Annotated in this window: 19 protein-coding genes; 16 read left to right on the top strand and 3 right to left on the bottom strand. The window is 46.1% G+C overall.

Features of this window, described 5'->3' with window-relative positions:
• The first annotated feature begins 71 nt into the window (after positions 1-71).
• The 3 genes from ACDJ59_RS11725 to ACDJ59_RS11715 all read left to right on the top strand — a co-directional run bounded on the left by ACDJ59_RS11725 (position 72) and on the right by ACDJ59_RS11715 (position 5,002).
• Complete coding sequence (locus tag ACDJ59_RS11725) at positions 72-1,070, top strand: helix-turn-helix domain-containing protein (protein ID WP_413409023.1); 999 nt, start codon at positions 72-74, stop codon at positions 1,068-1,070.
• 131 nt (positions 1,071-1,201) lie between these two features.
• Positions 1,202-1,996 carry an SDR family NAD(P)-dependent oxidoreductase gene (locus ACDJ59_RS11720; protein WP_413409022.1) on the top strand — a complete coding sequence of 265 codons (795 nt, stop codon included), beginning with the start codon at positions 1,202-1,204 and terminating at the stop codon, positions 1,994-1,996.
• Between the two features lie 186 nt (positions 1,997-2,182).
• Positions 2,183-5,002 (top strand): glycoside hydrolase family 2 TIM barrel-domain containing protein, encoded by a 2,820-nt coding sequence (locus ACDJ59_RS11715; RefSeq protein ID WP_413409021.1) that lies wholly within the window; start codon positions 2,183-2,185, stop codon positions 5,000-5,002.
• Positions 5,003-5,108: 106 nt separating this feature from the next.
• Here the strand turns inward: ACDJ59_RS11715 and ACDJ59_RS11710 are convergent, their stop codons facing one another.
• Together ACDJ59_RS11710 and ACDJ59_RS11705 are read right to left on the bottom strand one after the other, a co-directional pair.
• Entirely contained in the window at positions 5,109-6,482 is a 1,374-nt protein-coding gene (locus ACDJ59_RS11710) for a sugar phosphate nucleotidyltransferase (RefSeq protein ID WP_413409019.1), read from the bottom strand.
• A 17-nt stretch (positions 6,483-6,499) separates the two neighbouring features.
• On the bottom strand, positions 6,500-7,309 hold the full coding sequence (locus ACDJ59_RS11705; protein ID WP_047842887.1) for a DUF6492 family protein: 810 nt from the start codon (positions 7,307-7,309) through the stop codon (positions 6,500-6,502).
• 202 nt (positions 7,310-7,511) lie between these two features.
• Between ACDJ59_RS11705 and ACDJ59_RS11700 the strand changes: the two genes are divergently transcribed.
• From ACDJ59_RS11700 to ACDJ59_RS11680, 5 genes are all read left to right on the top strand, one after another.
• Positions 7,512-8,276: a YheC/YheD family protein gene (locus ACDJ59_RS11700; RefSeq protein WP_413409017.1), complete on the top strand. Its 765-nt coding sequence runs from the start codon at positions 7,512-7,514 to the stop codon at positions 8,274-8,276.
• Positions 8,277-8,474: 198 nt separating this feature from the next.
• Complete coding sequence (locus ACDJ59_RS11695) at positions 8,475-9,215, top strand: LytR/AlgR family response regulator transcription factor (protein WP_413409015.1); 741 nt, start codon at positions 8,475-8,477, stop codon at positions 9,213-9,215.
• A 1-nt stretch (position 9,216) separates the two neighbouring features.
• Complete coding sequence (locus ACDJ59_RS11690) at positions 9,217-10,515, top strand: GHKL domain-containing protein (RefSeq protein ID WP_413409013.1); 1,299 nt, start codon at positions 9,217-9,219, stop codon at positions 10,513-10,515.
• 110 nt (positions 10,516-10,625) lie between these two features.
• Positions 10,626-12,677: a serine hydrolase domain-containing protein gene (locus ACDJ59_RS11685; protein ID WP_413409012.1), complete on the top strand. Its 2,052-nt coding sequence runs from the start codon at positions 10,626-10,628 to the stop codon at positions 12,675-12,677.
• A gap of 189 nt (positions 12,678-12,866) precedes the next feature.
• The gene (locus ACDJ59_RS11680) at positions 12,867-13,091 is read left to right on the top strand and encodes a hypothetical protein (RefSeq protein ID WP_413409010.1); all 225 of its coding nucleotides are present in this window, start codon (positions 12,867-12,869) and stop codon (positions 13,089-13,091) included.
• Positions 13,092-13,160: 69 nt separating this feature from the next.
• On the opposite strand, the gene ACDJ59_RS11675 is transcribed toward ACDJ59_RS11680, so the two are convergent.
• Positions 13,161-13,304, bottom strand: a complete 144-nt coding sequence (locus tag ACDJ59_RS11675; protein WP_413409009.1) for a hypothetical protein — start codon at positions 13,302-13,304, stop codon at positions 13,161-13,163.
• A gap of 199 nt (positions 13,305-13,503) precedes the next feature.
• Here ACDJ59_RS11675 and ACDJ59_RS11670 point away from each other — a divergent pair, with 199 nt between their 5' ends.
• The 8 genes from ACDJ59_RS11670 (at position 13,504) to ACDJ59_RS11635 (ending at position 23,652) form a co-directional block, all read left to right on the top strand.
• Positions 13,504-14,166: a hypothetical protein gene (locus tag ACDJ59_RS11670; RefSeq protein WP_413409007.1), complete on the top strand. Its 663-nt coding sequence runs from the start codon at positions 13,504-13,506 to the stop codon at positions 14,164-14,166.
• Positions 14,167-14,337: 171 nt separating this feature from the next.
• Positions 14,338-15,318, top strand: coding sequence for an SDR family NAD(P)-dependent oxidoreductase (locus ACDJ59_RS11665; protein ID WP_413409005.1), 981 nt, complete (start codon positions 14,338-14,340; stop codon positions 15,316-15,318).
• Between the two features lie 266 nt (positions 15,319-15,584).
• The gene (gene murB, locus ACDJ59_RS11660) at positions 15,585-16,475 is read left to right on the top strand and encodes a UDP-N-acetylmuramate dehydrogenase (protein ID WP_413409003.1); all 891 of its coding nucleotides are present in this window, start codon (positions 15,585-15,587) and stop codon (positions 16,473-16,475) included.
• Positions 16,476-16,705: 230 nt separating this feature from the next.
• Positions 16,706-17,665 (top strand): ABC transporter permease, encoded by a 960-nt coding sequence (locus ACDJ59_RS11655; RefSeq protein WP_413409002.1) that lies wholly within the window; start codon positions 16,706-16,708, stop codon positions 17,663-17,665.
• Positions 17,666-17,667: 2 nt separating this feature from the next.
• Positions 17,668-18,537: a carbohydrate ABC transporter permease gene (locus tag ACDJ59_RS11650; protein ID WP_413409786.1), complete on the top strand. Its 870-nt coding sequence runs from the start codon at positions 17,668-17,670 to the stop codon at positions 18,535-18,537.
• A gap of 23 nt (positions 18,538-18,560) precedes the next feature.
• On the top strand, positions 18,561-20,099 hold the full coding sequence (locus ACDJ59_RS11645) for an extracellular solute-binding protein (RefSeq protein ID WP_413409000.1): 1,539 nt from the start codon (positions 18,561-18,563) through the stop codon (positions 20,097-20,099).
• Positions 20,096-21,424, top strand: coding sequence for a Gfo/Idh/MocA family protein (locus tag ACDJ59_RS11640; protein ID WP_413408998.1), 1,329 nt, complete (start codon positions 20,096-20,098; stop codon positions 21,422-21,424). Before ACDJ59_RS11645 ends, ACDJ59_RS11640 begins: the two co-directional genes overlap by 4 nt.
• Entirely contained in the window at positions 21,421-23,652 is a 2,232-nt protein-coding gene (locus tag ACDJ59_RS11635) for a glycoside hydrolase family 88/105 protein (RefSeq protein WP_413408997.1), read from the top strand. Before ACDJ59_RS11640 ends, ACDJ59_RS11635 begins: the two co-directional genes overlap by 4 nt.
• The last annotated feature ends 66 nt before the right edge of the window (positions 23,653-23,718 follow it).

Raw genomic sequence — 23,718 nt, 5'->3', positions numbered from 1 at the left:
AAAAATAGGTGCATCCATTCTATAATTAGAAATCAGAATAATAATGGAACAAGTTAAAGGAGTCTGTATACATGCAACCTCAACCGAATGATCGAATTAAAGTTCATCCAGGCTTTTGGGCTGGATTACATCAATTAGGGATTGGTGCTGATGACATCGCTCGCGCAGCACAACTATCTCTTGAGACGATAAATCAACCTGTAGTGACCCAATCTCAATACTTCGCAATCTGGCAGGCCTACTCTGATCTCATTGGGGACACCGCCGAGGGCATCATCAAACTTGCAACCAGATATGAAATATCGAAGTATCCTCCGCCTGTACTGGCGATGTACCATGCTCGTGATTATCGTGATGCGTTGAATCGCATGGTGCGTTACAAGCAAATGTGTCCTCCCGAGAGTTTGCAGATTACCGAAGCAGGTGAGGAATGGTTCATTGAACTCGAATGGTTACATAAGGAGCAACCAGGTCCGCCATTACTGGTCGGTATTACGCTGGCATTTCTGATCGAACTTGGACGGAGGGGTACAGGACAGCCTTTGATTGCAAAACGGGTTGAGTTCTCCCAACCGATGGGTGATGTGGCCACCCTTGAGGCTTACTTCGGCTGCCGAGTCGATACGAATTCCAACTATAATCGGCTGACGCTGGAACGGAAAGATCTGAGCCTTCCATTTCTATCGTATAACGAGGAGTTACTGGAGATTCTGACCCCGGCTCTGGATCGGTCGCTGGACGAACAAGAGAGCAATCGTTCCGTTACTGAAGTGGTCAAATGGATCATGAAACGTAGCCTTATTGGAAAGCGCCCTGACATTCAGATGGTCGCCAAAGAGCTTCGCATGAGTGATCGTACTTTGCAGCGGCGACTGACGGAGGAAAACACGAACTTCAAGCAATTATTAACCGAGGCCAGACGTGAGCAGGCCCGAGAGTACCTTGCAGATCCTTCGCTCGATATCAAAGAAGTGGCATTCCTGGTTGGATATGAAGACCAAAATTCGTTCTATCGTGCGTTCCGAAATTGGGAAGGGGATACACCTTCAAATTGGCGTGTAAGGCAATAATTCTGGCGCAATGTGCTAGTTACTAGGCTCCTCATACTGCGTAATATCATACCTATCCGGTGCATGAAGCTGTTGGCAATGTTACTAGAAGCCGCTGCCGGATAGTTGTAATCAAGAAGGAGACATGCAGGATGGATATGGGACTAAAAGAGAAAACAGCCTTAGTTACAGGATCAACAAAAGGGATCGGTAAAGCGATTGCTATAGAACTCGCCCGAGAAGGTGTTCATGTTCTGATTAATGGACGTAATGATGAAGAGGTGGAACGAACCGTTCGTGAAATCAAATCCACTTTTCCGGAGACCTCTCCGCAAAAGGCTACGGCTGATCTTGTGGATCGGGAGCAAAGACAAGCTTTATTCGAGAAATTTCCTGAGGTTGATATTTTAGTGAATAGCATGGGCATATATGAGATCATGAGTTATGAAGACGTGAACGATGAAGTGTGGGAGAGGTATTTCCGTACCAATGTTCTGGCTGCCAATGGCTTGTCTCAATTTTATTTACCTAAAATGGTGAAGAACAATGACGGGCGTATTATTTTCATAGCTAGTGAAGAAGCCCTTATGCCCTCAGGCCAGATGCCGCAATATTGCATGACTAAGTCGATGTTGCTGTCATTATCCAAAAGTTTGTCCAAACTGACAGCAGGGACCGAGGTTACGATCAATACGATCCTTCCAGGGCCGACACTGTCGGAAAATGTACGTGAGATCATTGAGGGCATATACCCTGATGAGGCGCTGACTTTTGAGGAAAAAGAGAATGATTTTATGAAGAGCAATCTGCCTCAGTCCGAATTACAGCGATTCATCAAACCAAGTGAAATAGGCAGACTCGCGACTTTTGTATGCAGCCCGTATGCTCCAGCCTTTAGAGGATCTCCCATCCGGATGGACGGGGGCATGGTTCCTACCATATTTTAAAATTGCTCAGGATACAGCATATGTATCCCTAAGATGTCGCCAGTATTGGCGGCTTTTTTATTTGTAAATGATCTATGCGAGAAGGTCAATCGAGTTTATAATACAGGTATGTTTTCCGAAAACGGTTTCTGTTACTTGGAAGCGATTACTTGTATCGATTAGTTGAATATAAAAGGGGACAATACAATGATAGCTGCACTAAATCTGGAAGGTGTCTGGAAACTCCAACTCGATGAAAATAAGGTGGAAACCGGTCTGAATTTCTCAGACGTCATTACATTGCCAAATACCACATCTCATGCGGCGAAGGGCAAGAAAAACGAAAATGTGTTAATCGGTGCGCTGACGGATGAGTATTTATTTGAGGGTTATGCCTGGTTTTCACGAGAGATTGAAATTCCCGAACACTTGGCTGGCAAACGTTGCTTCTTGCATCTGGAACGAACAAGAGTTACCACGGTCTGGATCGATGGGGTGGAATGGGGAACGCAAAACAGTCTGAACACACCTCACCAATACGAGATCGAGACAGGGCTAACCGCTGGAACACATACAATTACGATTCGAGTGGACAATACCGATTATCCAACCAAAGGTGGTCACCTTACATCGGAAGACACACAGACGAATTGGAACGGCATCACCGGGAAATTGGAACTTCAATTTTTCGAGCGAGTTTTCCTGGATAATGTTCAAGTTTACCCCTTTCTGGCGACTCGATCTTTCGACATTAAGGCAGCGCTTGTCGGTGACCTACAAGGAGTGCGAATCGTGGTATCGGCTGTTGCTGTCAGTGCAGATCCGGTGTATACGACGGAGGAACAGGTTTTCACCCCGGATTCGCAGGAGATTCAGCTGACGTACAAGATCGGCGAAGATGCGATGTTGTGGAGTGATGATGAACCTAATGTGTACCAACTTCACATTCATCTGCAAGATCAGGACGGCGAAGTGCTGGACTCCACAGAAGTATGGACAGGACTACGAGAGTTCCGGGCGGATGGAGACAAATTCACCATTAATGGTCGGAAAACGTTTCTTCGAGGCAAACATGACGGGCTGATCTTTCCGCTCACGGGATACGCGCCAACAGATGTGGATGAATGGGTTCGCATTCTCGCCACCTCCAAGTCTTACGGCATCAATCACTACCGTTTCCATACCTGTTGTCCTCCGGAGGCTGCTTTTATTGCAGCGGATTTATTGGGGATATACATGGAACCTGAGCTTCCGTTCTGGGGAACCATTACGGATGAATCCTCAGATGGACACAATCAAGCAGAGCAGGATTACTTGATTAGCGAGGGATTTGCGATGCTGCGAGCTTTTGGTAATCATCCTTCGTTTGTCATGATGTCCATGGGGAATGAACTATGGGGAAGCAAGGATAGATTGAATTCGATCCTGAAGGCATACAAAGCATATGACAGCCGTCATCTATACACCGAAGGTTCCAATAACTTTCAGTTTGTGCCGGATATTCTAGAGGAAAGTGAATTCTTCTGCGGGGTTCGTTTCTCCAAAGAGCGCCTGTTCAGAGGTTCATATGCGATGTGTGATGCTCCGCTCGGTCACGTGCAGACCGACCTGCCAAATACATTGAAAGATTACGATTCAAACATTGTACCTGAGCAAGGCAGCGATGCTGACCCATCTGGTCAGACTGGGGACAAAGAGATTCAGATTCAGTATGGGACAGGTTCCAAAACAGTGCAGGCCGAAGCTGGAAGTGACCAACTTGTCTCACACTTACCAATCATCTCGCATGAAATTGGACAGTACGCCACGTTTCCTAATTTCGAGGAGATCAACAAGTATACGGGTTCTCTCAAAGCCAAGAATTTCGAAGTGTTTCGAGAGCGTCTGAATGCCAAAGGGCTGGGACATCTGGCGGAAGCATACTTCAGAGCCTCTGGTAAACTCGCGGTCGCATGTTACAAGGAAGAACTGGAAGCTGCTTTTCGTTCGCAGCAACTAGCAGGGTTCCAGCTGCTGGATCTCCAGGATTTCAGTGGTCAGGGAACAGCGCTGGTGGGTGTACTGGACGCATTCATGGATTCCAAAGGCATGATCACACCTGAGGAATGGAGAACGTTCTGTTCCGATGCTGTGCTGCTGGCGAGATTCCCCAAATATAATTATCAAGCGGGTGAATTGTTCCAAGCACGCATTGAACTGAGTTACTTCCGGAGACAAGCGTTGGATGGACTTCAACTGAAATGGGAACTCGAAAGGGAGCAGATCGAAGGAAGCGTCCTAATGGAAGGGAAAGCAGACCTGCCAGCGTTCCATGGAGAACATTATGTGAGTATCACGGATCTCAGCATTCGTATCCCGGAAGTCTCCAATATGAGCAAAGCGGAGCTGAGATTGTCTATTCCGGGCACGGATATCCGTAAGTCCTATGACCTTTGGGCCTACCCGAGCCAACTGGACGTGGAATTGACCGGATTAAATCTCTTTACCGAACTCTCCGAAGTAGCGCTGGTGTTGCTAGAGCAGGGAGAGGATATCATGCTTTTCCCAAATCCCGACCAGCTTCAACACGCGATCCAAGGTTTCTATAGCACCGATTTCTGGTCTTACCCTATGTTCCGATCCATCTCGGAGAATATGAAAAGAGAAGTTCCTGTGGGCACAATGGGCTTGTTAATTCAACAGGATCATCCGGCCTTCGAACATTTTGTCACAGAGGAGCACTCAACTTATCCGTGGTGGAGCATCGTGTCCGAGTCGTCATCAATCATCTTGGATGAGTTGGATAAAGACTTGAATCCGATCGTGCAGACCATTGACAATTTTGAGCGAAACCACAAGCTCGGCCTGTTGATGGAGTGTCGGGTCCGGAAGGGGAGAGTGCTGATGGGAGCGCTGAATCTGGAGCGTCTGATGACTACATTGGAGGGCAGACAGTTGTTATACAGCTTCCAGCGTTATGTACAAAGTTCCGCTTACCAGCCAGTTGCACGTCTGGAAGTAGAGGAACTTCGCAAGTTGTTTAACTAAGATGTAGGGAGAAGAAGTGTCAGGTTTCCCTTAAATATGCTAATGAGCCCCTTCCGCGAATGGAAGGGGCTATAAGACATGCAGATTGAATCGGTTCATTCTCCCATTAAGCGTTAGATGAACCTGCACTTTTTAGAATTACATTCCAATCTTCTTCTTCAAAAAGTATATTGTCTTTATCCTCTGTTACTCCGATCCGGACCTCAAGGATCACCATCCTGGTTTCAGCCAGAATAGAAAAGAGACTCTCCTTGGTAATCACGAACTGATTGCTCGTACTCACTTGCATGACCTTTCCGTTGACAAGCACTTGCCCACTGCCTGCAAGCACGGTCCATGCTCTACACCCAGTTCTATGCCAGTTCAACCCGATATGTTTGCCCGGTAGAACCGTTATGTTTAATGTGGTTACAGTTGTATTCTCATCGTCTAACGAACTCTCAATGACACGATAACTGCCCCAGGTTGCTTCACCATACATCGGTTTTAATGGCCAGTTACCCAATTGGGCTTTAATTTCATTTGAATTATTTTTGTTGGCAATGAGAATGCCATCCGGACTTGCGGCAGCGATAATACCTGGCACGCCAATGACTTGGATGGGGTAGGGAAGCTCGTTAATAATATAGGAATCGGAGGAAGAACCCGAGATTCCACCGTGTCCGATTACATGGGTATCTAACTGTGCGCACAGCGTATCCCAGCTTCCGATATCCTGCCATACTCCCTTATAAGGCAGGACTACGGCCCGCTGTACCTTTTCTGCAACATGCTTGTCAAAACTGCGTTCAGGTAACGCTTCATACAGGGACGACAATTGATCATAATGAACCGGAAGCCCCATTTTTTTAATATGGGATATCATAAACGCGACGGTGAATGCGTACACACCGCAGTTCCATAGTGCCCCACGTTGTAGCAGAGTTTCAGCAATGGTGGCTTCGGGTTTTTCTATAAATTGTGTTATGGGCGCATAAGCATTACGTTCTTCTCCACCCGGCAGGATGTATCCATACTGTTCTGAAGCATGTGTAGGCCTTGTCCCAATTAAAGCGATCTCGGCTTGAGAATGTTTCAATATGTCCGGCAGTAATTGGAAGTTGCTGAAAAAATCTTCACCTGCGAACACATCAGCTGGCGCGATACAGATCACATCGTCATCCTTGGCCATTCGGAAGGATTGCAGATATAACGTCGCTAAGGCCGCCGCAGTAAAAGTGCCTCGTTTATAAGGTTCCCCAATGACTGGTATTTTGCCTTGAGTATGTCGTGCCGTAATATTAGCCTGATCTTGATGTGAAATAATGAGTGTTGAATCCGTTAGGGATGAACTGTCAAGCTGGCGGCATACTCTGCTGATCATGGATTCCCTACCTCCAGCGGGTGATGGAAGTATATCTATGAACAGCTTGGAGCGAAGCTCATTGGATAACGGCCAGAGCCTTTTGCCAGAGCCGCCGCACAGCATTACGATATGCATGGGCTTCCTCCTTAAGCTCAGGGAGCTTTACTATAGATTTTCCGTTTATGAAAGGAAAGAGAACGATATTTAAGAGCCAGATTGCGGATTTGTTGCTCTTTTAACGAAGAAGCGTTCACATTCAGACTTTTATTCTTGGAACTTCTAAGGACCATGCTGCCTGGGTTTTTCGTATACATAAAATTGGCATACGTTTCATACTCGGAGAAACCAAACTGCTTTTTCTTATTGATATTGGAGATGATGGCTTTGTACCATGGCAGTTTATGAACCGCTTCAATTTTCTGTTTTAAGGCAGCGAGTTTCGATTTGTCGAACAGCATATAATGGGTGACAAAAGAGCGGGGACGCGGAGCTTTCATGCCTAACAACTTGCGGTAGGTATTGAAATATTCCGGCTGGCTCCAGTCACGGCAGTAAAAGACTGTTTTGCCTTCTACAAGAAATGAATGAGGTTTAATCAGTACGGTATCTGCATCCATGACTAGAAAGTACTTTGCCTTCACAATGGAATCTCCGTTCATTTTGAGCAGCTGCTGATATAACCAGCCTGACCGATTCCATCGGGAGGACTGGTAGTGTATGTCGTTTTTGGTTATAGGCAGGACGGATCGCTCATTAACAAAAATGCAGTTTTTAAGGGAACAGAGTTTTCTGATCTTGGTGCTGACCGGAGAAACAATATATATGCTTCCAATGGGATGTTTTACATAACGGCGAATGTTATCGATGACGAGGGGAAGGGTAGCCAGATCTTTCTCGATCGCTGGTATAAGAACATCAATCTTAGGCGCATTATTCAACCGGATTCCAGGCTGGACGGACATCTTCTCAACTCCTTGCACAAATCGTGATGACTCATTATATGGTATGTGTGCAAAAGTGTTTTGGTCAGGGCATGTGCAAATATACATTTTTACGAATAGGGGCTTTTGTTGAGGGTTCCTTTATCGGTATTACATATAATGCTTGCAGGATCTTGATCAAACAGCAGGCTTTGATGCGGTTGCTGAAGGGAGAGTTTACGACATGGGAGTTGATAAGTTGCAGCCGTTAAGAAGCAAGTGGTTAAAAACAAAATTGATCATTAATAATGAATTAATTAAACCGTTTATCCCCGACACACAGAAATATAACAAGACGAATCTGAAATCCATGATCAGCAAATATGGAATGGTCTATGTCAAACCCGAGAGAGGTACTTTCGGGATGGGTGTTATTAAGGCCGAGATGGAAAGTCAGCAACATTTTGTCTATCAGATCGAGCAAAAACGCCTGACGTTTGACAGTTTTGAATCGTTTTATAACAGTCTGACTCGTCTGGTGAATAAAAGAAGTTATCTGATTCAGAGAGGAATCCATCTTCTTAAGCACAATAACAGACGTTTTGACATCCGTGTCATGATACAGCTAAGCCCGACCAAACATTGGGAAGCTACCGGAATCATCGGTCGACTGGGTCATCCAAAGAAAATCGTAACCAATTATCATAGTGGTGGTACACCGATGGATATTCACAAGCTGCTAAAATCACATGCATCCACCAAACGCAGGAATGAACTGGTTCAAGAGATGAATGAGCTTAGCCTGCGGATAGCTCGTCATATGAAAAAGAAGTACCCGCATCTTAAGCAAATTGGTGTAGATATCGGCCTTGACCACAGTCTGAAACCCTGGATTATTGAAGTGAATGTCAAACCTGACCCATATATATTCAATCAATTAAAGGACAAGACGATGTATCGCAAGGTAATACGATATTACCGCCATGCTGTGCCCAAAAAAACAAAATAACAGACCGGACTTTTCATAGGAATGGCTGGAGAAGGTTTCAAGCTCAAGAGTCGCCAATGTGGCGACTTTTTTTGTTGATCTGCGTTTTAGGGTCGAAATAATGCATTTCATCCCCATTCGACTCCGAAACCTATGCTAAAATAGTATATTCGAGAGTGAAATTCAGAGTCGATGTCGATGAAAGGCGGATGTTCCCCCATGTTCAATATTGCAATCTGTGATGATGAGGAGCAGCAACGAGAACGTGTGAAAACGATGCTGGTCTCCTTATCTCTAAAAACCAATTTTGATTTTCAAATTAGCCTATTCACATCTGGTGAACAACTGCTCTCACACTACAGAGAGGTTGGGGACACATTCAATATTCTCATCTTGGATGTGGAGATGGGCGGAATGAACGGGATTCAGACCGCTAAAGAGATCAGGATCATGAAGTTTCTGGATGTACAGATTATGTTTCTGACCAGTTACCCGGAATATATGGTGGAGAGCTTTGATGTCATCACCTTTCAATATCTGATCAAGCCAATCCAGCCGCAAGTTTTCGAGGAAAAGATGATTAAGCTGTGTCAATATTTTCAGGCATTGGACAAAAAGTATGTACTAATCAAATCAGACTATGATGAACTGTTGCTGAAATATGATGATATTCTCTGGATTGAGGTCGTCAAAAGTTTAACAATCAAGAACAAGTTGAATTTTGTAACACAGGAAAATGTACATGAGACCAAAGGCATTCTATCTAGCTACGCATCTGGTTTGAAAGACCATGGTTTTTTGCAGATACATCGCTCGATTATCATTAACCTTATGCATGTTCAGAAGTTTTCCGGTACCCAAGTCATTATGCTGAATGGAACGGAACTGCCCATAGGTCGATCCAAGGTCAAAGAAATCAAGGATGCCTACACCAAATATATGATCATGAGGATTCAATGATATGGATACCTATATGATCTTTTCCATCATCTTTGTGACCTTACTTATGGCATTTCAGGCGAATTTTTATTTTGATTCTGTGTTGGGCAAGTCCAGACGAAAGCCGCGCAGAGCGATCTATTTCATGGTATTTGTCATGTTGGGTTATTTTTATTTGGTCTCTTCCTTCTCTGATATCGTTTCTACTGCTGTTGCTCTGCTGTTAATCTTCAGTCTGGCACAGTCCTATGAAGTGGAGTTCAAAATCAAGCTTGTTTTTACCATCCTGTATGCGGTTCTGATTACAATGGCAAATACGATAGCTGTATATATTCTCGGAGTTTTGGAATCCACAGATTTCATTTCATGGGAACAGTTCAACGGGGAAGACCACTGGATTCTCTCCAAGGTGATGCTGGTTGGTTGCAGTATTATGTTCATTGTTATTCAAATTGTACGTTTAGTGGCCAAACGCAGAAGTTTTGCCGTGCATTATCGTTATTATTTGCTGTTTCTTATCGTACCCATTATTACGATCTATCAGATCAATGTAGCCTCCATATATAGTGAAAAAAACATATTCTACGTCTTTTCTGTACTAGGCTCGCTATTTCTCAACGTGTTCATTGTATATGTATTTGATAATATGGTGGAAAAGGTACAGCTTGCGCATGAAAATACCCAGTTGCAGCGTCAGATGGACTACCAGGATGCCAACTATGAGAAGACCGTTCACAGTTTCAAAAACATTAAATCCATCATCCATGATATCAATCAGCAATTTCTGTATATTGATGAATGTATCCAACGTAACGAACTGGCAGCGGCAGGTGACCATATTAAGTCTACATTAGATACCATTGAAGGTGCGTATCAGCGGGTGAACTCTGGCAATCTGGTCATTGATGCACTCGTTACAAATACCTTGGCTATGGGGCAGGCAAACGGGATCAAAATCGACACCAAAATCCAGCTCCACTCGCAGCATATCCAGATCGATCGATATGATCTGTGTGTGGTGCTGGGTAACATGCTTGATAACGCAATTGAGGCCTCCAAGAAGGTTAGACAGGCCGAGGATCGATATATCCTCATTGCCATTCATTCCACATCATCTGCACTTGTCATCCAGATTATGAATCATGTGGAACAACCGATCGTTGACTTGAAAAGTGACAAACCCAATCCGGAGTACCATGGGATCGGTCTAACCAATATATCGCGAATGTGCGAGAAATATGGTGGACATATGAGTATTGAGCATCAGCATCGGAAATTTAACAACATGGTCGTGCTTCCGTTCCACACCGACAACCCCTGAACCTGCCGTTCAGGGGTTGTTTTTTTCCATTCAGGGTCCGTTTGCGTTTGATCAGTCTCTTCCCGGATATGATGAATTCATTCATAAGAACATTTGAGGGAGGACATGGGATGAAAAAATTAATTAGTCTTTTATGTACAGCGGTGCTTGTAATTACGCCGCTGGCAGATGTCAGCGCAGAGGCGAATAACAGCGGTACGATTGAGGCACGGGCGGAGCAGATCGCCAAGGAGATGGTGCAAAACTACGGTGTCACCAGTGTGCAATATGCGATCATGGATGAAGGGGAATATATTTTATCAGATAGTGTCGGATTGCACGATAAGGCATCACAGAAGCCAATAGACAAGGATAGCATGTATGGCATAGGCTCGGTTAGCAAAATGGTTGTTACGGCAGCCGCCATTAAGCTGGTTGATTCCGGTAAAATAGATCTGGATGAGCCGCTTACTTCGTATATCAAAGACTTTAAAATGGCAGATGCGCGCTATACTCAAATCACACCGCGCATGTTGATGAATCATTCATCCGGTCTTTACGGTACACATTATGGAAACAGCATGTTGTTTGAAGATAATGACACCCGCAATCATGATGAGTTATTGCTCAAACTTCAGTCCGAAAAACTGAAATCCAAACCTGGCGCATACTCCGTCTACGCCAATGACGGTTTTCAATTGCTTGAAATTCTGGTTGAACGGGTGAGTGGATTAAGCTACAGCGAATATATCGCCAAGTTCATCAGCGAGCCGTTGAAGTTGGAATCAACGAAGACACCACTAGATTCCTTTGACAGAGCGCAATTATCCGAAACCTATTGGCCTACACTTGAGATGAAGATGCCTACCGAAAATGCAAACATTATCGGCACAGGCGGAGTGTACTCTACCGCAGAAGAATTGAGTCAATTCGGAGAGGTTTTAATGGGGAACAGACCGGATATTCTGTCCGAATCTGCTGTGAAGGCCATGCAATCTCATGAATATCGTAAGGGCATATGGGTATCTGATGAGCAAAATACGATCAATTATGGCTTGGGATGGGATTCGGTTGACCTTGCACCTTTCAGCGATTATGGGGTTACCGCGCTTGCCAAAGGCGGGGATACCATGTTGTACCATGCCGTGTTAATCACTATACCTGAACATGATATTTCAATGGCGGTTCTATCATCTGGCGGATCTTCCATCTACAATCAGATGTTTGCCAGCAAAGTGCTGCTGGAAGTTCTGGCGGATCAAGGCATCATTGACAAGGTTAAACCCGATCAGACCTTCTCACCACCTGTCAAAGTGAAGATGCCAACAGAATTAAATTCGTACTCTGGTCTCTATGGTACGGTAGGAGAGACATTGGATATAACGATTAAGGATGGTGAGATGCAACTACCTGCTTTGCTGGGAGGAATTATTCCTGAGCAGAAATATGTGTACACAGGCGACGAACATTTTACAAGTGCGGATGGCAGTGTAAAAGCTAGTTTTGTGAAGGAACGTAATGACAAGGTGTATGTTAAAGTTCAGGGCATGATTACGTTACCCGGCATAGGCCAAACGGTGATGAACACGTATGATTATCAAAAACTGGAGCATAACGCACTGGACGCAGCAACCAAAGAGAAATGGACAGCTCGTGACGGCTCGAAATATTACGCGTTGGATGAAAAAATAACATCGATCTTTTATCTGCTTCCATCCATGCTGATCAAGAACCTGTCTGTTGATGCCAAAAATGGCTATGCTAATGGCACGCAAATTATGGATGCAAACAACGCAGAGAATATCGCCGAGATTCCTGTGATGAATGGAAGAGACGCGTTTGATCTGAAATTTTACACAAAGAATGGCGCCGAGATTCTTCTCCAGGATGGGCAGGAATACATTGCCGAGGATGCGATTACTCCAATCTTTGGTGGGAAAAAAGGAATTACGACTATTCCTGCAAACGGTCAAGCCCGGTGGTATGCGATCGACGACCGATCGGGTAACAAATCCATCACGGTGGATTCTCCGAAGACCGGAGGTTATGCAGTGTATAATGATAAAGGGGAAATGGTTGACTTCTCTGTAGCAACCAATCAGGAATCGACGAAACTCCCGAAAAGTGGTTTTATCGTTTTTGGTGGGGACTCCGGTGATGTCTTCCAGATCCAACTAAAGTAAAGCAGGGTCTGCGTTACAAAGTCACATTCGCATCTTGTCACACAAATAATGTCGTATTCAGGAAGTCGCCTTATGGCGGCTTTTTTGATTTTTTATTAGAATAATTTAACAATCCGGTAACTATGCGGACCCACCACACGTTATGTTTATAAGGCATTAAGCTGGCTAATGGTCAGGAGGTTCAGTGGCATGGTTATGCCCCGGTTTCTCAGATTGATGTTATACGGTAAAGGAATGTATCGAGCTCAACGTAACGGCACCCTGCTTGCCCTCAACAGGATGACGGGTCAGCCAGCTTTTCGAGTCGCTACCGGGGGAGATCTGCATAACACGACATTGAAGACAAACGGAATGATCATCATCCAAGCCGAAGGCAAACTTCTCGGCGTTAAGCTGCCAGCGTCGCTGAAATAAGTGATTTAGAATGAAAAATATGTGAGAAGACTGGATTACGGCATAGCTAGCTCATAATCCGGTCTTTTTTTATTTTTGCGCATAAAACACTGCAAAGTCCAAGTATTTATACATGCAATCTGCCACGCGAAACCCCGCTTCCTCCAACCACACCAATTGATCCTCCAGCGTGGCATTGATATCCACCTTGCGTCTTTCTATTGAAGCCGACATGGCTTCCTCAGAAAAACCACTTTGATGTATCGTTTCTAACCAGCACTGGCGGTAATAGATGTCCGTATCAAGGGTTCTTCCCTGACCCTAGGGAAATACTGATTATGGATAAACTCATAGGTTGGACCTATGGGTTCCGAGTCTCTGCCATGGGTAATAACATGTAAGCGCAGAATATAGACAGGGAGGAATGAACCTGATGTTTCAACCACGTTCTATTATGATGAGTATCTCGTTAGTCGTTATAGTTCTAACACTTGCAGCTTGCTCTGGTAGTAATGAACCTTTGCCTAGCCCTCAACCATCAATGCCAGTAGGTGAACCTGCTCCAGCACCTTCAACAGGAAATGAACAACCATCTGAAACAGATGGAACAGAAGAAGCAAATGAAACGGAGCGTCCACAGACCGCAAGTTTTGAAATGTTGACCGCAGATGGCAATCAATCACTAGAGGCGACCTTGCAACAAGGAGAAGGATTTTCCTTGTACGTATTCGAGAAATTCACATTTGATGCTGCTCAAGGCCGTCTGTCACTGACTAGTAACTCTGACTATTATGTGGATATTGAACCACTGCCTTCGGATTATAATCTGGCAGAACTGGAGACAGCGGGTAAAGAAGAATTAGTAAAAGCCGGTAAGGTATCAGATTATAGTGGAGAACTGGTAGAACACCCGCTTGGTTATGCCGAGCTCTATCTTCAGGCCTCTGGTGAAGAAGGCATTAGCGATTATATGGTCTGGAAATCAGAAGAAGAGGAAGCATTTCTATTCCGTCTTCATAATCCAAAAGGAGAAGAGGGCTCTGATTTCGCCAGTCCGGTCCTTGTTTCGTTATCCACCGTTCAGGGTGATTCGTAACTTGGATGACTATAATCATTTCAACGAAAGTCGCCAACTGGCGGCTTTTTTACTTTTGCAGATTGCATGGAGAAGTTGCGAGGTGATGTATTCACTTCCATTTGACTTAGAGTACGCTCTAGGGTGTAGACTTTGAAGAAGAAGAGAAATATTGCCAAGGAGATGAACAGAATGAAACAGGAAAATAATATTAGAACTTTACAACATAAAATGGGCTCTGGCTTCAATCATAACAGTACAGCGGAGGATGTATTGAGAGATCTGGACTTGTCAGGACAGCTTGCTATTGTAACGGGTGGATATTCCGGCCTCGGGTTGGAGACGACACGTGCGCTTGTTAATGCGGGGGCCCGGGTAGTGGTGACTGCACGTCGTCCTGCTGTTGCTCAGGAAGCACTCTCCGGTCTGGAAGGTGTTGAAATAGATGCACTGGACCTCGCTGATTTATCCAGCGTTCGTGCTTTTGCCGAGCGGTTTCTGGCGAGTGATCGGAACATTGACATGCTGATTCTTAATGCGGGCATCATGGCTTGTCCGGAGACAAGAGTAGGTCCGGGCTGGGAAGCTCAATTTGCAACCAATCATCTGGGCCACTTTGCCCTGACTAATCTGTTATGGCCAGCACTCACTAGTCAGGGGGGAGCACGTGTTGTTTCCTTGGCATCAGCGGGACATCATTTCTCACCGATTCGTTGGGATGACATCCAATTTGAACATGGCTATGAGAAATTCCCTGCCTATGGACAGTCCAAAACAGCAACTATTTTATTCAGCGTTGAGCTGGATCGTCGAGGTGCAGAGCACGGAGTAAGGGCTTTCTCAGTTCATCCAGGCGGAATTATGACACCACTACAGCGTCATATGCCCAAAGAGGAAATGATTGCTCTGGGCTGGATTGATGAATCTGGACAAGTAGCCAATCCTGCGTTCAAAACACCTGAGCAGGGGGCAGCGACGCAAGTCTGGGCAGCAACTTCACCTCAGCTTGAGGGAAAAGGTGGTGTCTACTGCGAGGATTGTGACATCAGTGAAATGGCTCCAGAGGATGGGGGTTTCTATGGGGTCAAGAAGTATGCTATCGACCCCGAGCAAGCTATTCGTTTATGGGAGCTATCGGCCAAGCTGACAGATACGGATATGCCAACCACGTAAATCCTTGATTTTTGACAGTAACGAAATCGGTGTACAAACCAAGCGCTATTGAAGTTGTCAGTAGCGTTTTTTTATATTTTTTCTTAGGAATTGAGAAAGTAACATCCCTCATGGTTAGATGAATATCATATATCATAATATAGGGAAGAAAGGATACATTATACGGCTAAGTGAAGTGAAATAAATGTGATGGATTGTAAAGTGAGTGCATTTCCATTTAAAATAGAAGAATCATGTTCTTTTTGAGAACGCAGGGAGAGAAAATCATGAATATTTTTGAGCATCAGATACCTTTGGAAAAAGTGAAATTCAATGAACCACTAAAAAATCACACGTTTATTAAAATAGGTGGCAACGCAGATATTCTCATCCATCCAACAACGATAGACGAAATCACTAAAATCGTGGAAATTGCCAACTTACATCAGTTACCTCTGACGGTCATTGGAAAAGGCTCAAACGTCATTATTAAAGACGGGGGCATCCGGGGAGTAACGATTTCTCTTAGCCACTTCGATCAAATTGAAGTGAATGAGGACAGCATGATTGCGCAAAGCGGCGTTGATATCATTGATGTATCCAGACTTGCTTTGGAGCATAGCTTGACCGGTTTGGAGTTTGCTTGTGGCATTCCCGGCAGCACGGGGGGCGCACTCTACATGAATGCGGGTGCTTATGGCGGTCAGATCGCCGATGTTGTTGAACGTGCAACTGTGATCACCAAAGACGGCGCAGTGTTGGAGATCCCGCGAGAAGAGATGAAGTTTGGTTATCGAAATAGTCTCTTCAAGATGGATCACTATATCATACTGGAGGCCGAATTCGGACTCAAAAAAGGAAACAAGGAAGATATTGCAAGCAAGATGAAGGAATTAACGTTCTTGAGAGAATCCAAGCAGCCGCTTGAATTCCCCTCTTGTGGAAGTGTATTTAAACGACCTGAGGGACATTTTGCCGGTAAACTGATTCAGGATTGTAACTTGCAGGGCACTCGCATCGGAGGCGCTGAAATTTCCATGAAGCATGCAGGTTTTATCGTAAATGTGGATCACGCTACAGCCCAGGATTATATGGATCTGATCCAATTTATTCAGAAGAAAGTATATGATACGTTCCAAGTTGAATTGGAAACCGAAGTAATCTTTCTGGGAGAATAGCTTTGATGAATGACTTGAAAGGTCGCCTATGGCGGCTTTTTTTGTTGCCAAAGTAGTACCAACCATTCCACCAGTGAATGAACCGATCCTGCAAACCCGCGTCACGCAAGCGATTGGCTCATGCTATGGCTGATTGAACGATTGTTGCTGACCCCGCTCTCCATTAACATGTGAACAGAGGAGCCTGCTCGTCATTCACCATCATTCTGTCAAAGGGGGCCCGCGATCGTATGGCTGAGCTGTCGGAAACATCAACGTTGCAACCCGGGGTTAAAGTCAACAAACCCGTCAAACCAAGTTATCTGCGTAACATTCGAAAACACTGGATGTTGTATGTCATGATCCTGCCCGGCATTTTGTTCTATATTATTTTCAAGTACATTCCACTTGGCGGAAGCGTGATTGCATTTCAGAACTTTCAGATTATGAAAGGCATATGGAGCAGCCCATGGGTTGGCCTGGATAACTTCAAGTTTATTTTTACGTATCAGGATTTTTATCACGTGCTTCGGAATACAGCTCTGATTGCCTTATACAAACTGGTGATCGGATTTCCTGCTCCCATCCTGCTGGCGCTCTTGTTCAACGAAGTGAGAAAAATGATTGCCAAACGCTTTTTGCAGAGTCTGTTTTATCTGCCTCATTTTCTCTCCTGGGTTGTTGTCGGGGGGATTGTGTTTGAGGTGCTAGCCTCGGGTGGTTTTGTAAACGCTGTCCGTGGATGGTTCGGGTTCGAGCCGATCCTGTATATGCAGCAGGAGCAATATTTCCGACCTATTGTTGTGCTGTCCTCCATCTGGAAAGAGGTAGGTTGGGGAACGATTATATACCTCGCTGCGGTAAGTGGCATTGATCCCACGCAATATGAAGCGGCAGTGATGGATGGAGCGAATCGTTGGAAACAGACGATCTACATTACATTACCTGCGTTGTTCCCAACGATCTTAACCCTGTTCCTGCTGAATATCGGCAATTTCCTGGAACTTGGCTTTGATCAGATCTATAACTTGCTGACACCGATGACCTACTCGGTAGGGGATATCATTGAAACGTATGTATACCGCTCTGGTGTCCTGCAAGGGCAATATAGCGTAACAACAGCGATTGGTCTATTTCAGTCGGTGATTGGCTTCATTCTACTCTGGGTCTTCAATCGGCTTGCGAGAAAATCAGGAGAGGGGTTGTGGTAATGATCAAGCAGACGATTGGAGAAAAACTGTTCCAAACCGCCAACTACATTTTCCTGACGCTTGCGGCCTTTACGATGCTCCTTCCTTTGCTACATCTGCTTGCGGTTTCCCTCAGTTCGCCGATTGCGGCAGACTCCAAAGAAGTATTTCTGTGGCCCGTCGGCTTTACTTTCGCGTCATGGAAACACATTCTACAAAGCTCGGGCTTATGGCAGTCGTTTGGTGTAACCGTATTCATTACGGTAGTGGGTACTGCGCTTAGTATGTTATTTTCAGTGCTGACCGCTTTTCCGTTATCGCGCAGAGAATTCATGATTCGGAAACAAGTCATGCTGGGCATCGTAATTACGATGATTTTCAATGCCCCGATGATTCCATTCTTTCTGACGGTGAGGGAGCTGGGCATGATGAATTCCATCTGGTCCCTGATTATTCCTGGTGTAATTGGCACATTTAATATGGTCATTCTGCGTACCTTTTTCATGAGCTTGCCCAAAGAACTTGATGACACGGCCCGAATCGACGGTTGCCATGACTTCCGAATTCTGTTTCAGATTTATTTGCCGCTATCCAAGCCGGTTCTGGCTACGGTCAGTCTGTTCTATGCGGTGGGATACTGGAACACGTTCCAGCGGGCGGTACTGTTTCTACGTGATCCAGGGCTCTGGCCTTTGCAGATGAAGCTGCGAGCGTATTTAACCAGCCCGGAGGAACTGGCCCAGGTAAATATGTTTCTTGGGGATTACAACTTCAATACAACCACGTTAAAGGCAGCGACAATACTTTTTGCAAGCGTTCCCATTATTTTGGTGTATCCTTATCTACAGAAGTATTTTGTGAAAGGTTCATTGCTCGGATCACTGAAAGAATAAATCATGTTCAGGGGGATGATTCCATGAGAAAACAACTGAGTCGCAAGATGATGCCGCTAATGCTCAGTCTAGCCATGCTGTTGGTCGCTGGTTGTGGCTCTGCTACTACAAATTCCGGAAATGACGTTGGTAACGACGAAGGCAGTGGTGGAGCTGTAAAAGTCAAAGTATTCAAAAGCCATATGGGCGTTGGCAGCTTGCCAACTGCGGATAATCCACATGTGAAATACATTGCTGAACAGACGGGGGTCCAGTATGAGCTCATTACAACGCCTCCCGGTTCGGAGCCATCCGAATACTTGAACCTGATGATTGCTTCCGATGAACTGCCAGATATCCTGCGTCCGATTGGAGGCATTGAGCAGACACTGATTCAGCAGGGAGGCGCGTTACCACTGGATGAACTGCTGCCTGAATATGCACCCCATGTGTGGGAGAGTATTCCTCAGGAAGCTTGGGATATCGTTCGCTCTGCTTCCCCTGATGGCAAAATCTATTATGTACCCAAGGTATTCCTTGTGCCTGAACGTGCACCGTTAATTCGTCAGGATTGGGTGGATAAGGTGGGCATGGAGATGCCAAAGACCACTGATGATTATGTCGAGCTACTCACAGCTTTCCGTGACAAGGACCCGAATGGCAACGGCAAAACGGATGAACTGCCAACAAGCGGCAGGGAATTCGGCAGATGGATGGACCATTTGTTTGCGATGTACGGGGTAGCGATGTGGGAAGGGTATCCCGAATGGGATGAATACGATGGAAAGATCCAGTACGCAGGAACTACCGACAATATGCGGGAAGCAATCAAGTTCATTCGCATGTTATATGTGGAAAAACTGCTGGACAATGAAACCTTCCTGAACAAAGGGGAAGTGTGGCAGGCCAAAATCAATAATAACCTCGTAGGCAGCTGGTACCATTTGCCTGCAAATGTGCGAGATAGGTACAATGCGATGCTGACCCAGGCTCCAGATGCCTACATTGCAGCAATGCCGTTGCCCAAAGCCGACGGGTTTGAAGCTTTTGTCACCCAAAAAAGCATGGGTGAACCGGAATGGATGATCCCAGCCACCAAACAGGATAATGCGCCAAATGCGCTGAAGTTACTGGACTTCTTCTATAATCCTGAAAATGATGAGTTTGGTCGCTTCGGTCTTGAAGGTGAGCAGCATGAAGTCAAGGATGGACGCAAAGTTATTCTTCCACCTGCTGACAACAAACCGCTTGCCTTGGGTATGAAGAATCTGACCACAGCAGAAGACATGAATAAACGAATTGAAGAGACATATCCGGAAGATCAGCAGCAAATGGTCAAAGACATGTTCGAAGTCAGTACTGCCGATGCACGGCAAATTGCAGGTGACGGTCTGCCAGCCTCTGTGTATGAAGGTTTTCCTGATATCCAGTCTCACAAGTTGTTTCAAGAGGTATTGACCAAGATTGTCATCGGCGAGCTGCCGATCGAGGCTTATGATGAATATGTGAAGAAATGGAATGCTTCCGGGGGCGAAGTGGTCACCCAGCGTGTACAGGAATGGTATGAGAAGGTGAGAAAATGAAAAAGAGATATGCCCTATGCGGGGTCAGCGGCAGAGCATTGGGACAATTTGCAAAACCAATTCATGAGCTGTTCTCTCATAATTCAGAGGTTGTCGCCCTGCTGGATAGCGATCCTGCACGATTTGAAGTCTATCGCGCCCGTTTTCCTGAGCACACAGAAGTAGCAGTATATGGAGCTTCGGATTTCGGGGTCATGGTTGATGAGACTCGGCCCGACTGTATCATCGTGGCTGGCAGGGACGATACTCATGCCCACTATATTGTTGCCGCGTTGGAGCGGGATCTCGATGTTATTACCGAAAAGCCGATGACGACTACAGGCGCTGATGCCAGACGCATTCTTGAAGCGGAAGCAAGGAGTAAGGGCAACGTCATCGTAACGTTCAATTATCGGTATATGCCGATCCACATGCGCATCAAGGAATTAATTCAGGAGGGGAAACTCGGTCGCGTCACTTCCATCGACCTTAACTGGTATATCGATACCCATCACGGCTCCAGTTATTTTAAACGGTGGAACCGTGAACGGGCATTCTCAGGCGGTCTGTCTGTCCATAAAAGTACTCACCACTTTGATCTGGTCCAGTGGTGGATCAATCAAAAGCCAGTTGAAGTTTTTGCCTATGGAGCACTGAACTATTACGGGGCTGAAGGTGAATGGAATCCGGCACAGGAGGACGGGAGACATTGCCGTACATGCCATGTCTCAGAAGATTGTGCCTATTATTCCCGCTGGACGTCCCGCAGTCGTCAGATCCGGGTACCGGATGACCATCTGAACCAGCTCGGTATAGCAAGCCAGCAGGAGTTTCCGTACACTTCATACCGTCCCGACCAGTGTATCTTCGATTCCACCATTGAGATTGAAGACACGTATGCCGCAACCGTGAAATATAGTGGCGGCGCGCTGATGAGTTATTCGGTCAATTTCTCACTTCCATACGAAGGGTACCGATTGGCGATAAATGGCACGAAGGGCAGGCTAGAAACATTGGAGTATCATATGCCGGACCGGACGCCTTTTCCCACACCAGTTCAGACGATCGATTACTTTCCGCTCTTTGGTTCAAAAGAGACGATCCATGTTGTCCATCGAGAAGGCGGGCATGGAGGAGGAGATCCGCTGCTGCTGGAGGATATTTTCCTCGGCGAAGATAAGAGACGCCCTTACCGAATTCTGTCGGGCGCTGAAGACGGCGCTTATTCCGTTGCCGCTGGAGAAGCAGTATGGCGATCCGTGGAAAAGCATCGGCCGATTACCGTAGACGAAGTGCTGGGTGGTTGGAACAGCAGAGTACCCACGCACAAAGGAGAAGTGACATGAGTAGCCACGTTTATTTTGAACCGGAGGAGAGTATGGCTTATCAGAGTGGTGAAGACGTTATGCACGCCCTGATGAGCATTGCTGGAAGATATATTGGAGCCAATTCTCCGCATCCCCCGGTCTACAGAGTGAGTAGGCCAGGACTTGTGCGCAAGTGCGATGATCACCGCTACGTCTTCCCGCTGGGGGATTTATTTCCCAACATGAGCAAAGGTCAACATGTCTATACTTGGGCGAAACTTTGGAGCGACAGTGATCAGGAATTTGTTTTTCATATCACCTGCTTCGGACCTGTTAGGCTATATCATAATGGCGTGCTGATCTATGGTTCTGCACCTGAAGAGGAATATCCAGCTATACCTGTTCTGAAACTAAAATGTGGGCTGGTCAGAGGCTGGAATCATTTCGTTCTTGAATTCAAATCAGGCGAAAATGGGGGAGGTGGGCAGTTTGGCACTGGCTCCCGGAAGAACAAACCACTTCACTTCATTGTGCCGTCGCTCGAACGAGATGGGGAAGAAGGCTGGCTCTACAGCGAGCCGTTGGATTTTCCGTTGTCGGAAATTCCTTCTGGCCCCATGCGAGAGAAGGCCACTGGCGTTAACTGGTTGCCTCGGGAGGAAGACCACGAGAAGGCATCGCCTTATGGACAGTTGGCACGGATGTATGGACTGACCAGTGGCATGTCTGCGTATGCATGGACGAAGATAAGTGGTACGAAATGTGGCAAGGAGGCTATGCTAATCTCTGGTGAGGCCTACAGCCCGATTGAATTCTCGGTGGAGGGAAAGGTGGTATTCCATCAAGAGCAGGCCGGACGCTTTCGCTTCGAACTGCCATTGTCTGCTGCCGTGCAAGATCTGACAGCGAACTGTGTAGGTGGAGACCGGGATTGGGGATTCCGTATGGATGCAACTACAGATAAGATGTTGACACCCGCACTGGATGTGAAAGGGCACAGAGGCAAGTGGCTGTACCTGGGTCCTTTTCAAGCGGAACAGGAGATTGATCTGGCTTCCTGCCAGAAGATGAAGCGGACTGCTCGTAGCGGAACAGGTGAAGACGTATACTGGCGAACAGAGCTGCCAGAAGGAGAGGTACGTCCATTTCTGGAAAATGAATGGTTCGGCCGATGGAACTATCCCCTGGGCGTCACGTTATACGGGTTGCTTCAGCTTGGCAAAGCGGGTCAACGATCGGATATTCGAGATTACGTGCTGAATCACATTGAATTTGCCTCTTCACGTTTCAGCTACTCCTTATGGGACAGAGAACGTTATGGTGCAGCTGGGCTGAATAATCAGCTCTCCCATATCGACAGCCTGGACGACTGTGGATCTTTCGGCGCCACCATGCTGCTTGCCGATCGGGAACGCAAGTTGGACGGCGTTTCAGAGACGGCAGCTCATATCGCTGACTATATTTTGCATCAACAGTCCCGTCTGGAAGATGGCACTTTATACCGCAAGATTGGTGTCTCCAGATCAATGGATAACACGATGTGGTGTGATGATCTGTATATGAGCATCCCGTTCCTGTGTAGATACGCCGAATGGTCGGGTGACGATAAGCTGCTGGATGAAGCGGCAAGACAGGTTCTTTTGTATAAAAAGTATCTGTATATTCCAGAGCGTCAAATCATGTCCCATGTATTCGATGTGGAGCGAGGTGAGCCAACACGGACCCCTTGGGGCCGAGGCAACGGCTGGGTACTGTTCTCCATATCGGAGCTGCTCACGGCCCTTCCTCAAGAGCATTCATCCTATACAGTTCTCATTCAGTTCTACAGGGAATTGTGTGAAGGGTACTTGGCATTGCAGGGCAGAAACGGACTGTGGCATCAGGTATTAACGGACCCGGAGTCGTATGAGGAAACATCCTGTACCTCCATGTTCATCTATGCGTATGCCCGAGGGGTGCGAATGGGCTGGCTTTTAGATCCGAAACCCTATGCACAAAGTGCGTATCAAGGGTGGAAGGGGCTTTCGGAGCGCACAATTGATAAAAGAGGCAATGTATACGGTGTATGTCGTGGCTCCAGCTACTCCTTCACGAATCACTATTACAAGCATGAACTGGGTTGGAATCTGAATGACACCCACGGGATCGGTATTGTACTTCTTGCTGGGCTTGAAACAATTTCCATGCAAGAATGGCAGACAAACACGCCGGTTTTCGCTACGGAAAGGGTCGGAACACCGGAGAAATTGGAGAAATCATCTTTTTAGAGGGAGAAAATAGGCTGTTGGACCGGGTCGTATTGGGCATATGGGAACGGTATAATATCGGTATAT

The organism is Paenibacillus amylolyticus (genome assembly GCF_047302515.1).
GTDB lineage: Bacteria > Bacillota > Bacilli > Paenibacillales > Paenibacillaceae > Paenibacillus > Paenibacillus amylolyticus_G.
Note: the sequence above shows the minus strand (reverse complement) of the source record. Positions and strands in the feature narration are given on the sequence as shown.

Excerpts from the sequence above, each read along its gene's own strand:
- ACDJ59_RS11700 (WP_413409017.1), top strand. The coding sequence starts at position 7,512 with ATGGGAGTTGATAAGTTGCAGCCGTTAAGAAGCAAGTGGTTAAAAACA.
- murB (WP_413409003.1), top strand. The coding sequence starts at position 15,585 with ATGAATATTTTTGAGCATCAGATACCTTTGGAAAAAGTGAAATTCAAT.
- ACDJ59_RS11670 (WP_413409007.1), top strand. The coding sequence starts at position 13,504 with ATGTTTCAACCACGTTCTATTATGATGAGTATCTCGTTAGTCGTTATA.
- ACDJ59_RS11665 (WP_413409005.1), top strand. The coding sequence starts at position 14,338 with ATGAAACAGGAAAATAATATTAGAACTTTACAACATAAAATGGGCTCT.
- ACDJ59_RS11705 (WP_047842887.1), bottom strand. The coding sequence starts at position 7,309 with ATGTCCGTCCAGCCTGGAATCCGGTTGAATAATGCGCCTAAGATTGAT.
- ACDJ59_RS11675 (WP_413409009.1), bottom strand. The coding sequence starts at position 13,304 with ATGTCGGCTTCAATAGAAAGACGCAAGGTGGATATCAATGCCACGCTG.
- ACDJ59_RS11715 (WP_413409021.1), top strand. The coding sequence starts at position 2,183 with ATGATAGCTGCACTAAATCTGGAAGGTGTCTGGAAACTCCAACTCGAT.
- ACDJ59_RS11635 (WP_413408997.1), top strand. The coding sequence starts at position 21,421 with ATGAGTAGCCACGTTTATTTTGAACCGGAGGAGAGTATGGCTTATCAG.
- ACDJ59_RS11695 (WP_413409015.1), top strand. The coding sequence starts at position 8,475 with ATGTTCAATATTGCAATCTGTGATGATGAGGAGCAGCAACGAGAACGT.
- ACDJ59_RS11680 (WP_413409010.1), top strand. The coding sequence starts at position 12,867 with ATGGTTATGCCCCGGTTTCTCAGATTGATGTTATACGGTAAAGGAATG.
- ACDJ59_RS11725 (WP_413409023.1), top strand. The coding sequence starts at position 72 with ATGCAACCTCAACCGAATGATCGAATTAAAGTTCATCCAGGCTTTTGG.
- ACDJ59_RS11645 (WP_413409000.1), top strand. The coding sequence starts at position 18,561 with ATGAGAAAACAACTGAGTCGCAAGATGATGCCGCTAATGCTCAGTCTA.
- ACDJ59_RS11685 (WP_413409012.1), top strand. The coding sequence starts at position 10,626 with ATGAAAAAATTAATTAGTCTTTTATGTACAGCGGTGCTTGTAATTACG.
- ACDJ59_RS11690 (WP_413409013.1), top strand. The coding sequence starts at position 9,217 with ATGGATACCTATATGATCTTTTCCATCATCTTTGTGACCTTACTTATG.
- ACDJ59_RS11720 (WP_413409022.1), top strand. The coding sequence starts at position 1,202 with ATGGATATGGGACTAAAAGAGAAAACAGCCTTAGTTACAGGATCAACA.
- ACDJ59_RS11655 (WP_413409002.1), top strand. The coding sequence starts at position 16,706 with ATGGCTGAGCTGTCGGAAACATCAACGTTGCAACCCGGGGTTAAAGTC.
- ACDJ59_RS11710 (WP_413409019.1), bottom strand. The coding sequence starts at position 6,482 with ATGCATATCGTAATGCTGTGCGGCGGCTCTGGCAAAAGGCTCTGGCCG.
- ACDJ59_RS11640 (WP_413408998.1), top strand. The coding sequence starts at position 20,096 with ATGAAAAAGAGATATGCCCTATGCGGGGTCAGCGGCAGAGCATTGGGA.